10 protein-coding genes are annotated in these 12596 nt (G+C 54.0%); 3 read left to right on the top strand and 7 right to left on the bottom strand.

Features of this window, described 5'->3' with window-relative positions:
* The 3 genes from PSE_RS19580 to PSE_RS19570 form a co-directional block, all read right to left on the bottom strand.
* The gene (locus PSE_RS19580; protein ID WP_014286408.1) at nt 1–960 is read right to left on the bottom strand and encodes a MoxR family ATPase; all 960 of its coding nucleotides are present in this window, start codon (nt 958–960) and stop codon (nt 1–3) included.
* 115 nt (nt 961–1075) lie between these two features.
* On the bottom strand, nt 1076–1879 hold the full coding sequence (locus tag PSE_RS19575) for a tRNA1(Val) (adenine(37)-N6)-methyltransferase (RefSeq protein WP_014286407.1): 804 nt from the start codon (nt 1877–1879) through the stop codon (nt 1076–1078).
* An 89-nt stretch (nt 1880–1968) separates the two neighbouring features.
* Nucleotides 1969–2193 carry a DUF2007 domain-containing protein gene (locus PSE_RS19570; protein ID WP_008547375.1) on the bottom strand — a complete coding sequence of 75 codons (225 nt, stop codon included), beginning with the start codon at nt 2191–2193 and terminating at the stop codon, nt 1969–1971.
* Nucleotides 2194–2388: 195 nt separating this feature from the next.
* Between PSE_RS19570 and PSE_RS19565 the strand changes: the two genes are divergently transcribed.
* Nucleotides 2389–3402 (top strand): polyprenyl synthetase family protein, encoded by a 1014-nt coding sequence (locus PSE_RS19565; RefSeq protein ID WP_008547395.1) that lies wholly within the window; start codon nt 2389–2391, stop codon nt 3400–3402.
* A gap of 160 nt (nt 3403–3562) precedes the next feature.
* Here the strand turns inward: PSE_RS19565 and PSE_RS19560 are convergent, their stop codons facing one another.
* The 4 genes from PSE_RS19560 to PSE_RS19545 all read right to left on the bottom strand — a co-directional run bounded on the left by PSE_RS19560 (nt 3563) and on the right by PSE_RS19545 (nt 8576).
* Complete coding sequence (locus tag PSE_RS19560; RefSeq protein WP_208997991.1) at nt 3563–3883, bottom strand: hypothetical protein; 321 nt, start codon at nt 3881–3883, stop codon at nt 3563–3565.
* A gap of 104 nt (nt 3884–3987) precedes the next feature.
* Nucleotides 3988–5448 (bottom strand): catalase, encoded by a 1461-nt coding sequence (locus tag PSE_RS19555; protein ID WP_014286404.1) that lies wholly within the window; start codon nt 5446–5448, stop codon nt 3988–3990.
* A gap of 406 nt (nt 5449–5854) precedes the next feature.
* Entirely contained in the window at nt 5855–6736 is an 882-nt protein-coding gene (locus PSE_RS19550; RefSeq protein ID WP_014286403.1) for a 4-(cytidine 5'-diphospho)-2-C-methyl-D-erythritol kinase, read from the bottom strand.
* Between the two features lie 22 nt (nt 6737–6758).
* Nucleotides 6759–8576: a tetratricopeptide repeat protein gene (locus PSE_RS19545; protein WP_014286402.1), complete on the bottom strand. Its 1818-nt coding sequence runs from the start codon at nt 8574–8576 to the stop codon at nt 6759–6761.
* A 326-nt stretch (nt 8577–8902) separates the two neighbouring features.
* On the opposite strand from PSE_RS19545, the gene ppdK reads away from it, so the two are divergent.
* Nucleotides 8903–11575 carry a pyruvate, phosphate dikinase gene (gene ppdK / locus PSE_RS19540; RefSeq protein ID WP_008548092.1) on the top strand — a complete coding sequence of 891 codons (2673 nt, stop codon included), beginning with the start codon at nt 8903–8905 and terminating at the stop codon, nt 11573–11575.
* A 59-nt stretch (nt 11576–11634) separates the two neighbouring features.
* Nucleotides 11635–12570: an ArgK/MeaB family GTPase gene (locus PSE_RS19535; protein WP_014286401.1), complete on the top strand. Its 936-nt coding sequence runs from the start codon at nt 11635–11637 to the stop codon at nt 12568–12570.
* Nucleotides 12571–12596 lie beyond the last annotated feature (26 nt).

The raw sequence follows: 12596 nt of genomic DNA, 5'->3' as shown, positions 1-12596 counted from the left end.
CTACACAGTTGGGGCAGGCATGCTGCCGGCGATGGTGGCCTGTGAGTTGGCTTCCATGCGGATCTCGTCAAGGATCGCCCGGGTTCTGGAGCCTTTGATGCGGTCGATGTCTTCCTGATACTTGAGCAGGACGCCGAGTGTGTCTGAGACCATCTCCGGATCCAGCGCGACTTCCTGCAGTTCTGTGAGGGCCGTGGCCCAGTCCAGCGTTTCGGCAACGCCGGGCTTTTTGAAGAGGGCCTCATCTTCGCGCAGTTTTTGTACGAAGGCGACGACTTGTGCTGAAAGCGTGGCGGCGGCTGTTGGCAGTTTGGTCTGCACAATCTGAAGCTCGCGCTCGGCTGTTGGGTAATCCACCCAATGATAGAGACAGCGGCGCTTCAGTGCGTCGTGGATTTCTCGCGTGCGGTTGGTGGTGATGATGGTAATCGGCGGTTCTTCGGACTTGATGGTACCGAGTTCCGGGATGGTCACCTGACTGTCCGCCAACACCTCCAGCAGGAAGGCCTCGAAGGCTTCATCGGTGCGGTCCAGTTCGTCGATCAGGAAGATGGGCGCGCCGAGTTCTGTAGTTTCCAGTGCCTGAAGCACGGGGCGTTTGATGAGGAAGCGCGGGCTGTAAAGAGCGGTGTTGAGGTTTTCGCGGTCCACACTGCCTGAGGCTTCCGCCATGCGGATCTCGACCATCTGGGCGGCGTAGTTCCACTCGTAAACGGCGGAGGAGATATCCAGCCCTTCGTAACATTGCAGGCGGACGAGTGGGCGGTTGAGAGTGGCTGCGAGGACCTTGGCGATTTCGGTTTTGCCAACGCCAGCTTCACCTTCCAGAAACAGCGGTCGTTGCATGCGCAGGGAGAGGTGCAGCACGGTTGCGAGTGCGCGATCTGCCAGGTACCCGCCAGAACTTAAGAGCGTGAGGGTTTCCTCAATGGAGTTTGGTAGATCAACCTTGCTGCTCATAAATAGTCCGCTCCGCCCTGTCATCTGCTGCGCTTTGATTTGCGCCTTGCGATCATAATAGGGAGAAAAACGTATATTGAAAGCGGATTGTTGCCAGATGAACGGCCTGCGCGTTCTAGCGGTTTGCGAGGCCGAGGCCTTTGCCGTCACGCATCACAGTCGTGGCTTGGGCAGTGAAGGCGCCGCCAGCTTCTTCGTGCAAGGTGAAGCCTGGCAGGATCTGCAACGGAGCGCGGCTGGCAGCCACAGCGCGCACGATAATCCGGGTGGCTGGTGCGTCTGCTGTTGGGCGGATCGGGATGATGTCGATCGCGCCGAAGCGGCGTTGCATTGGGCCCAGAAGATCCTGCAGTCCGTCTGCTCTGAAGATGATGGAAAGCGTGCCGCCATCCTTCAGCAGGTCTTTAGCGGTTTTGATCCACGGTTCGATGCCGCGCTCATCCAGAGCGTGCGCCGGTGCGCGGTCTGACTGAGGTGTGACGCGAAAGCGGGTGCTGTCGTAATAAGGCGGGTTCATGATCACGTGATCTGCGATGGATGAGCCCAGTCCGCTTTGGTGGCGAATGCTGCCTTTGGCGGTGAGGTTGGCTTCCAGAATAGACACGCGATCTGCGAAACTGGTGTTTTCCGACAGGGACAGACCTTTGCGGGCCAGCGCTGCTGTCACGGGGTCGACCTCTACGCCCACGGCTTTGATTGCAGGCAGACGATGAGCGGCGCAGAATGCTGCGGTGCCGACGCCGGTGCCCAGATCATAAAGTGTTCCCGCTGTGCTTTCCGGTAGGGAGGCAGCCAGATACACTGCATCCAGCCCGGCGCGGTGGCGGCCTTTGGCTGGCTGTTCGACCATAACTTTCCCACCAAGGAACTTGTCCTTCGTGGTTGGCTGTGGTGCTTCAGGTGTTTCTGGGTTGGTCATGGCGGTGCCGGATCAAATAAATGCAATAAGGCACTGATACAGGCTGCCGATTTTCATGCAATCCCTATTGTTTATCTAACGAGAAGTTTTCACGCGTCTTTTAGGTAGTGCTCGAGACCTGCATCGCGCATAAGTTGACAGGCTTCGTCTAATCGATCGGCCTCAACCATGATCCGGCGCGGAAGAAAGCCAAGTGAGCCATCCAGAATGCTCATGTTGGTGTCGGCGACGAAGTAGATGATTTCCGCTTCTCCCAGCAGGGCTTCAAGATGAGAGATGAGGACCGGGTCTGTTGTTCTGATGAGTTCTTCCACGATGGTGTCCTCTTAATGGGAGTTGCCTGTTACGCCAGAAATTATGCAGGTTAGGGTTGGTATTGTGAAAAAAACTAATTGTGATTGGTAAATTATCCATTGGACACTACTTTATTGGCAGCAAATTCTTACTAAAGCTTGCCCGAGCCTAACTACCAACCTATTGTCCCGTTGGAATCAAAATAGAGGTATCCCGTGGGCGTTGTTGGTCTTCAATCACAGACAGCCAAACCAGCTGGAATTCAAGGGCTAGTCGAGCTCGTTTCTGGTGACATGGAGAAGGTGAACGAGCTGATCCTCTCCAAAGCCGGTTCTAATGTTGAGCTGATCCCGGAAATTGCGCGTCATCTGATCGATTCAGGTGGGAAGCGTTTGCGCCCTATGCTGACACTGGCATTTGCCCAGATGTTTGGTTACGAGGGCGAGGGGCATGTCATTCTCGCTGCATCTGTTGAGTTTATGCACACTGCAACTCTGCTGCATGATGATGTGGTGGATGAGAGCGATATGCGCCGTGGCAAACTGGCAGCCCGCAAGCTGTGGGGCAACCAGGCCAGCGTGCTGGTTGGTGACTATCTGCTGGGTCAGGCTTTCAAGATGATGGTTGATGTGCGCTCACTGGAAGCGCTGCGCATCCTCTCTGAAGCCTCTGCGATCATTGCTGAAGGTGAAGTTCTGCAATTGGGCGCGGCTCAGGATACAACAACGACCTACGACATGTATCTGCGGGTGATTGAAGCAAAGACTGCTGCGCTGTTTGCAGCGGCGTGTGAAGTGAGCCCTGAGATTGCGGATAAGGGCGACGAGATGCGTGCAGCTGCGCGCAAGTTCGGCCTTGAGCTGGGCTATGCCTTCCAGCTGGTTGATGATGCGCTGGATTACGGCGGAGCAACCGTTGATCTTGGTAAGGACGTTGGCGACGACTTCCACGAAGGCAAGATCACTCTGCCAGTGATTTACGCCATGGAGCGTGGCAGCGATGAGGACAAGGCGTTCTGGAAGCGTTGTCTGGAAGACGGCGACATCAAGGACGGCGATCTGGACCACGCTATCAAGCTGCTGAACGACACTGGCGCTCTGGCTGACACTGTTCAGCGTGCTCGTGACTACGGTGCATCAGCCATTGATGCTCTCTCCGTCTTCCCTGACGGCCCAGCCAAACAGGCTCTCAAAGAGGCCGTAGACTTCTGTATCGCTCGTGTGAGCTAAGCAGAGAGCAGTTTTAAGAAATTGAAAAGCGCCGCGGCAGAAATGCTCGGCGCTTTTTTGTTGGGTGAGGAGGAAAGCTTCTTTTCTGAGTTCATGAGAAGTTGGCACTGCTGTCCGCTTCAATTATCGATGCAGCAGTGCATTGAAAAACAAACCTAAATCACGCCGATTGTAGCTTGTGGGCGTAATAGTCTCGGTAGTTTTTGTTGTAGTCTTCTTGCTCAATCGGCAAATCGAGTGTTGCCCGCAATCTGTTGGCGATATGCTGTTTTGACCAGGTAATAGCCGCAAGCTCGGAACCGTCTTCTGCTTCCAGTTCTGATATGATCTGGAGGACTTTGGCGCTCAGATCATCCTCGTTGTTGCTTGCGCTCCAGGCATTGCTCGCAACGACAGATGCCCCTGTGGCGACAGCCATCGTAGAGCCGGCCGTTAAAAGTGCACGTCGATTGATATGCGTGTCTTCACCTTTGCGATCCATTGAATTTTTTCCTTAGGATGTAGTTCGGCAATTGTAGATCAGGGGCTTTTTCTGATGGGTAGTTGGCGTCTGCCGCGCCCCTGATCTGTGGCTATCAATGCAACTTAGATGTCGCTCACATCTGCAATGTTGATGTTGAGTGCTTCTGCAACACCGGTCCCGTAAGCAGGATCCGCCCGGTAACAATTGCGGACATGGCGGTGCTGGATTTCGATGCGTGCAGGGCCGATTGAGCGGGCTGTGTTTGCAAACAGAGCTTCTTTCTGCTCAGTATTCATTGAGCGGAAAAGTGCGCCGGGCTGAGAGTAATAGTCTTCATCCTCTCGATGATCCCAATGGCCAGCAGCTCCCTCAATGGAAAGCGGTGGCTCGGAGAAATCTGGTTGCTGTTGCCACTCCCCAAACATGTTTGGTTCATATCCAATACGTGACCCATTGTTGCCATCAACTCGCATGGCTCCATCGCGGTGGTAGGAATGGAATGGGCAGCGCGGTGCATTGACCGGGATTTGCGAGTGATTAACTCCAAGACGATACCGCGCAGCATCACCATAAGAGAACAGGCGGCCCTGAAGCATTTTATCAGGAGAGAAGCTGATGCCAGGCACGACTGTTGAAGGCGCAAATGAAGCCTGCTCAACCTCAGCATAGTAGTTCTCTGGGTTCCGGTTCAGCTCAAGCACGCCAACTTCGATCAACGGATAATCTGATTTGGGCCATACCTTTGTCAGATCAAACGGGTTGATGTGATAATTTCCGGCCTCTTTTTCTGGCATAATCTGGACAGAGAGTTTCCATTTTGGAAAATCGCCATTTTCGATGCTGTCATAAAGATCTCGCTGGTGACTTTCACGGTCATGGGCAACGATCTGAGCGGCCTCTTCATCTGTCAGGTTTTTGATACCTTGTTGGGTTTCAAAGTGGAACTTAACCCAATACCGCTCATTATCTGCGTTGATGAAGCTATAGGTGTGGCTGCCGAAACCATGCATATGGCGGTAAGTTGCTGGAATACCGCGATCTGACATGACGATCGTCACCTGATGCAGTGCTTCCGGCAGGTTCGTCCAGAAATCCCAGTTGTTATCGGCGCTGCGCATGTTGGTGCGCGGATCGCGTTTTACGGCATGGTTCAAATCCGGAAACTTTAGCGGATCGCGGAGAAAGAAGACTGGTGTGTTGTTGCCCACCAGATCCCAGTTGCCTTCCTCAGTGTAAAACTTGATGGCAAAGCCACGAATGTCACGCTCTGCGTCAGCCGCGCCACGCTCGCCTGCCACGGTTGAGAAGCGCATGAACACGTCGGACTTCTTGCCAACTTCAGAGAAGATCTTCGCTCGGGTGAACTTCGTGATGTCATGGGTTGTTGTGAACGTTCCATAAGCTCCTGACCCTTTGGCATGCATTCTGCGCTCAGGGATAACCTCACGATCAAAGTGGGCCATTTTTTCGAGGAACCAAACATCCTGCAGCAGAGCAGGGCCGCGAGGTCCGGCAGTTTGGATGTTCTGGTTGTCTGGAACAGGGGAACCAAAGGCGGTGGTCAATTGGGGCTTATCAGTCATTTTCTCTCCGCGTCTTGTTATTCCCGAAGGATGATTTCGGAGGAGAGAAAAACAAAATCAGATAAACTTATTGAGCCATAATTAGTCTTGATGATGCCACTTTAACGCGTAGAAAAGACAGGGTTTGCCTGAGTTTTATCTGCTTGAAAGTCCGCAATCATTGTGTAGGTTACCTGAGGACAACTGCGGATTGCATATGAGCTGCGAGGTAGAGCATGTTCAAGCTACATGTGTTCTGCTCATAAATGATCGCATGAATCAGTGAGGAGATAGGTGTGTCTGCTTCGGAGGAAAAGATGGGAGGTGAGCCCCCATCTTGGAACCGCTTGACTGCATCAACGGCTTTTCAAAGTAGACCCGATGGCAATGCGTGTTTGCGCGTTGGTTAGGCGGTCGCTGGGGTAACCTACACCTCTGCCGCTCTGATCCACCAGTCGCTGTGGAGGTCCTGCAAGTGGGTGGTGATGGATTGGGCGTCCTCCAGGGTTTTGCAAAGGGCGAAGCAGGTGGCGCCGGAGCCGGACATGCGGGCGAGGAGGGTATCTGGCTGGGAGGCCAGAAGGTCCAGTACTTCTGAGATTTCGGCAGCCTGTGAAATCGCTGGCTTTTGCAGGTCGTTGCGGCAGGATTTGAGCCAGTTGGCGAGGGCCTTCATGCTCTCAAACTCTTCCGGCATTTCCGGCAGAGGCGCGTTGTCTTTCTTTTCAAGCGCACGGAAGATGGTCGGGGTGGAGATCTCGATCATTGGATTGACCAGTACGATGGCTCCCGATGGGAAGCCCGCAACTGGCTCGATGACTTCGCCAATGCCGCGGATGCGGGCCGGTTTTTCTTCAAGACACATGGGTACATCAGCGCCGAGGCTGAGAGAGAGTCTGGCTAAATCTGTCGGCGCCGGAGAGGTCCCCCAGAGTTTGGCAAGGGCGCGCAGGGTTGCGGCTGCATCTGCTGAACCTCCGCCAATGCCTGCTGCGACGGGCAGGGATTTTTCCAGTTCAATGCGGGTGCCGGATGCATTTGGAACGTGTTCTGCCAGCAGCTGTGCCGCTTTGTAGACCAAGTTGTCGGAAGGATCGCCCTGTATCTTTTCTGCAAAATCACCGGTGATCTGTAGTGACAGGTCCGGTGCAGTTTCTACGGCGATGCGGTCGCCCACCTTTGGAAAGACGACCAGACTGTCGAGCAGGTGATAGCCGTCTTCGCGCTGACCGGTGATGTGGAGGGCAAGGTTCACCTTGGCACGGGCTAACTCCTCAACCCGTGCTGCCTTTGTGTCTTCCAAAGTCATAGCAATATGATCGCTTTATGAATTACTTACTGTCTGCAGAACTGGCGACGACTGGAACAGCTTCTTCCATTCCGTTCTCGATCTTGTCCAGAATGCGTTCCAGATCTTTTGGTTCTGGCTCAAGATCGCGGGCGTGGTTCCACTTGTAGCGGGCTTCCAGTTTGCGGCCAACCTGCCAATAGGCATCGCCCAGGTGATCGTTGATGATCGGATCATGCGGGCGCAGGGCGACGGCACGCTCCAGCTTCTCGACGGCTTCTTCATAGCGGCCAAGGCGGTAGTAGACCCAGCCAAGGCTGTCGACGATGTAGCCGTCCGTTGGACGCAGGCGAACTGCGCGTTCAATCATCTTCTGCGCTTCATCCAGCTTCAGACCACGATCCACCAGCGAGTAGCCGAGGTAGTTCAGGATCATTGGCTGTTCTGGTTTCAGGGTCAGCGCTTCGCGGAAATCTTCTTCTGCTGCATCCCATTTGTCCTGACGTTCGCGGGTGATGCCGCGGAAGTAGAGCAGGGTCCAGTGGTTGGATTGAATTTCGTTGAGGGTGCTCAGGCCCTGATCGTAAGAGGTCTCAGCTTCTTCAAAGAGGGAGTGACCACGTAGAACGTTGCCCAAAGAGGTGATGGCTTCCAGATCGGTTGGATCGGATTCAACCAGCTTTTCCAGATGGGCGCGGGCTTCTTCCAGATTGTCCAGGATGTTGTAGTGCAGGGCAATCTGGATTTCTGCTTCCCGTTTCATCGGGGAGCTTTCAGAAACCTCAGAGAGATACGCAATGGCACGTTCGTTGTCGCCAAGCTGCTCAAACAGAGAGGCCAGACCGATCAGCGCGGAGTCGTTGCCCGGATTGAGGTAGATGGCGAGCTGCAGGTAGTTTGCGGAAAGCTCTTCGCCTTCCTTGCTGACTGCGATGCCAAGACCGTGCAGAGCTTCAGCTAATCCGTCTGCTGGTGTTTTGGCAACAGATTCAATGACCTCACCGCTTTCAATCTGTTCTCTCAAGGAGACGAGAAGCGGGTGTTCTGGGATGAGCTGTTCGTACTCAGCAACGATGTCCAGCGCTTCCTGCTGTCTGCCGGATGCGGCGAGCATGCGGGTGTAGGAGATGGCGTTGCGCAGGGCGCCGCGGTCAATCTCGTAGGCAGCTTTGTAGAACTCAGCGGCTTTGTGCGGATCGTTGTTGTATTCTGCCAGCAGGCCAGCGTTGAAGTTGATGAAGAGGTCAAACCACTTCGCACCTGTCGTGCTTGTCAGGTCTTCAATAGCCTCATTCGTTTTGCCCTGACCGGCTTTTTCCCATGCGGAGACGAGGGCAAAGGTGAGACGAGAGAGTGGATTTACATTCTGAGTGACAGCGTCTGACAGCGGGGTGGTGTAGTCACCTTCGTGGATACGCTGCGCGGCAATGGCCAGCTGCGCAAGAAAATGCTCGTTGTCTTCTTCCAGAATCTGGTTTGCCAGCGGAAATGCTTTCTCAACATTGCCGTTGGCCAGAGATGTGACAAATGCGCGGTCCAGAATGTAAAAATTCTCCGGATCACGCTGCAGAGCGGCTGTGAAATAGTTGGAGGCAGCTGCCAGATCCTGTGCGAGAAGGGCGCTTCTGCCTGACAGGTAACTTCCTGACAGGGAGCTTGCAGCCGGCAAGGATTGGGAGTTTGCTTTTGCTTCTTCAGCTGGCACCAGTGGGGTGCCTAACATGACAAGCGTCAGCGCTGAGGCCATAAGGGCCTTTTTGAAAAATCTGTTTTTAATAACAGAATGATAGGTCATACGGCCATTGTTCTGAGCAGAAGCAGAATTGGAGCGGAACAGCGCAAAAGAGCTTGTCAGGGTCATATATGTCTCTCATTGAGAGCCGATTGCGACTCAATATTACATCAATCTGTTAGTAGCGAAGAATGGCGTTTTTATAGCAGCCGGATTACTCACCGCGTTCTAAAGAGTGTATCCGATCATTCTTTCAATTGAACCTATATTTTTTCAAGTATCTGCGGATAAGTAAGTATATTGATATTTCTCAAGAATTCAGAAGTATTTACGCAATAACACTAAGGTCGAGGTCTGAGTCTCTTGCTATAATGAGCCTGTTCATTGCAGATAGTAGGCAGTGGTGCAATTCCAAGTGAGATTGGTTGATGTCTCACTCAATAAAGGGGGGTGTTATGACCAAGTGGGTCTACATCTTTGGAGAAAACAAAACCGAGGGCGATGCTTCTATGAAGGAGCTGCTTGGAGGCAAGGGCGCCAACCTTGCAGAGATGAGCAGACTAGGATTGCCTGTCCCTCCCGGATTTACCATTACAACGCAAGTTTGCACGCACTATTATGAGGAAGGCCAGCAGTATCCGTCCGAGCTCAAAGAGCAGGTCCATGCTGCGATTGCCGCCGTTGAAGAACTGACAGGGCGTGAGTTTAACAGCACGACGAAGCCGTTGCTGCTGTCTGTGCGTTCCGGTGCCCGCGTTTCCATGCCGGGCATGATGGACACAGTTCTCAACCTGGGTCTGAATGACCGGACCGTTGAGGCGCTGGCCAAAGATGCAAATGACGATCGGTTTGCTTATGACAGCTATCGTCGTTTCATCCAGATGTATTCCGATGTGGTGCTGGACGTTGACCATGACTACTTCGAGGAAATTCTGGAAGACTTCAAGGACGAGCATGACTACTCCCTTGATACGGATCTGACCGGTGATGACTGGAAAGAGATCGTAGCCGCCTACAAAGACAAGGTTGAAGAAGAGCTTGGTCGTCCATTCCCTGAAGATCCTGAGGAACAGCTCTGGGGTGCCGTTGGCGCTGTGTTCAAGAGCTGGATGATCCCACGGGCAAAGACTTACCGCGCCCTGCACGAAATCCCAGAGGACTGGGGCACTGCAGTGAACGTTCAGGCGATGGTGTTTGGTAACACAGGCGAGAATTCTGCCACCGGTGTTGCTTTTACCCGTAACCCGTCTACCGGTGAAAACGCGCTTTACGGCGAGTTCCTCATCAACGCGCAGGGTGAAGATGTTGTGGCGGGTATCCGTACGCCGCAGGACATCACCGAGAAAGCCCGCATTGAAGCGCATTCTGAAAAGCCATCTCTTGAAGCGACCATGCCAGAGGTGTTTGCGGAGTTCAAAGCTGTCTGTGACAAGCTGGAGAACCACTACCGCGACATGCAGGATCTGGAGTTCACCGTTGAACACGGCAAGCTTTGGATGCTTCAGACCCGTAATGGTAAGCGTACGCTGAAAGCTGCACTGAAAATTGCGGTTGATATGGCAAAAGACGGCCTGATCACCAAAGAAGAAGCAGTTGAGCGCATTGCGCCTTCTTCTCTGGATCAGCTGCTGCACCCAACCATCGACCCGAACAGCGAACGCGATGAGCTGACCGTTGGTTTGCCAGCTTCTCCGGGTGCTGCTTGCGGTGCGATCGTGTTCAACTCTGACGATGCAGAGACAGAAAAGGCCAATGGCCGCTCCGTTATTCTGGTTCGTACAGAAACCAGCCCAGAAGACATCCACGGCATGCATGCTGCGGAAGGTATTCTGACCACCCGTGGCGGCATGACCAGTCACGCGGCTGTTGTGGCGCGCGGCATGGGTAAGCCATGTGTGGCCGGTGCCGGTTCCATTCGCGTTGACGCGCGCAATGAGATCATGAGCGTTGATGGCCGCAGCTTCGGAAAAGGTGATGTGATCACCATTGATGGTGGTAACGGTCAGGTGCTGGCTGGCAAGGTTCAGATGCAAGAGCCTGAGCTTTCCGGCGACTTCAAAAAGCTGATGGAATGGGCGGATGATATTCGCCGCATGAACATTCGCACCAATGCGGAAACCCCTGCTGATGTGAAGGTTGCGCTTTCTTTTGGCGCTGAGGGGATTGGTCTTTGCCGTACCGAGCATATGTTCTTTGAAGGAGAACGTATTCTTGCTGTACGCGAGATGATCCTGTCTGACACCGTTCAGGAGCGTAAAGCTGCATTGGCAAAGTTGCTGCCGATCCAGCGTCAGGACTTCATCGACATCTTTGAGCTGATGGTTGATCGTCCGGTTACCATTCGTCTGCTTGATCCGCCACTTCACGAGTTCCTTCCTAAGACGGATGAGGACATTGCTGAAGTTGCCAAGCAGATGGATATTGATCCGGAAGAGCTGCGTGAGCGTGCGGAAGAGCTGGAAGAGTTCAACCCGATGCTCGGCAACCGTGGCTGCCGTCTGCTGATTTCTTACCCTGAGATTGCGGAAATGCAGGCACGTGCGATCTTTGAAGCTGCTCTGGATGTTTCCAAGCGCCATGGCCGCAAGGTGACACCTGAAATTATGGTGCCGCTGGTTGGCCTGAAGAGCGAGTTGGATATTGTCCGCGCCTCCATTGATGGCACTGCTGAGGTTGTGGCGAAGGAACTGGGTGAGAAGCCTGAGTACTCCGTTGGCACCATGATTGAGCTGCCACGGGCTGCGCTTCTTTCTGAAGATATTGCAGCGTCTGCAGAGTTCTTCTCCTTCGGTACCAATGATCTGACACAGACCACTTTTGGCATCTCCCGCGATGATGCTGCGTCCTTCCTGGGCAAGTATCAGGATCGCAAGGTGATGGAGAAAGATCCGTTTGTGTCTCTGGACATTGATGGTGTCGGCCAGCTGGTGAAGCTTGCAGCCACGAACGGTCGTAAGACCAAGGCTGATATCAAGCTTGGCATCTGCGGTGAGCATGGTGGTGATCCGGCCTCTATCGCCTTCTGCGAAACTGTTGGCCTGAACTACGTGTCCTGTTCTCCATTCCGTGTTCCTGTTGCGCGTCTTGCAGCTGCTCAGGCAGTGCTGGCTCATCGGAACAAGGGGTGAGTGGTCCTACCAAAAAGGTGAGGAGCTGGCCTAAGTCGGCTCCTACCTCTCTTGAAGAGTTGAGAGCTGGCGGTAAGCCAGCTCTTGCACGTTTGCTCAGCGCGATTGAGAGTTATGAGGGGCACCCTCAACTGATCTCTCTGCTGGATGAAGCGCTGCAGAACCCAATGGCGCATGTGGTTGCGCTCACCGGTCCTCCCGGTGTTGGCAAATCCACTCTTACCAATGCAATGATTTCCGAGTACCGCAGCGCAGACAAAAGTGTTGGGGTGATTGCGGTTGATCCTTCCTCTCAGGTGACGGGCGGATCGCTGCTGGGCGACAGAACCCGGCTTTCAACGGATCCGGAAGACCAGAAGATTTTCGTGCGCTCCATGGCGGCGCGGGACCGGCTTGGCGGGCTCTCTGAGCATGCCATTGCAGCTGTTATTCTGATGCGGGCGGTGATGGATCGGGTGATTGTTGAGAGTGTTGGTATTGGTCAGTCAGAGGCGGATGTGGCTCTGGTGGCTGACAGCTGTGTTCTTTGTATTCAGCCGGGATCGGGTGATAGTCTTCAGTTCATGAAGGCGGGCATCATGGAGTTGCCGGACATTATCTGTGTGACCAAAGCGGATATGGGCGATGTGGCCATTCGTGCGCGTGCAGACGTGGAAGGTGCCATGAGCCTGAGTGCGCGGCGAGGGGACTGGAAGGTTCCTGTTCTGATGCTCAGCGCTTTGGATAGCACAGGGCTGAATGATCTGGTTGAAGCCTGTGATCAGCACGTAGTTGCTTTGAGCGAACGCGGTGAGCTTGTGCAGCAGCGCTCTGAGCAGGTGAAGGCCTGGTTGGTTGATCAGCTGAAAGTGCAGTTCGGCCAACATGGGGTTGCTATGCTGCAGGCGTCTGGTGTGCGTTGGGAGGAGGCGGTGAAGAGGCCGTTTGCTTTCAAGCAGGAAACCAGTGAGACGTTCGCTGCGTTCTGGAAGGGTTTTTCTTACAGCTTAGTCTGAGTGGCCGATTGGCTTGGAAGGGCGCA

It is taken from the genome of Pseudovibrio sp. FO-BEG1, assembly GCF_000236645.1.
Lineage (GTDB): Bacteria > Pseudomonadota > Alphaproteobacteria > Rhizobiales > Stappiaceae > Pseudovibrio.
This window is presented reverse-complemented; position numbering and strand designations above follow the sequence as displayed.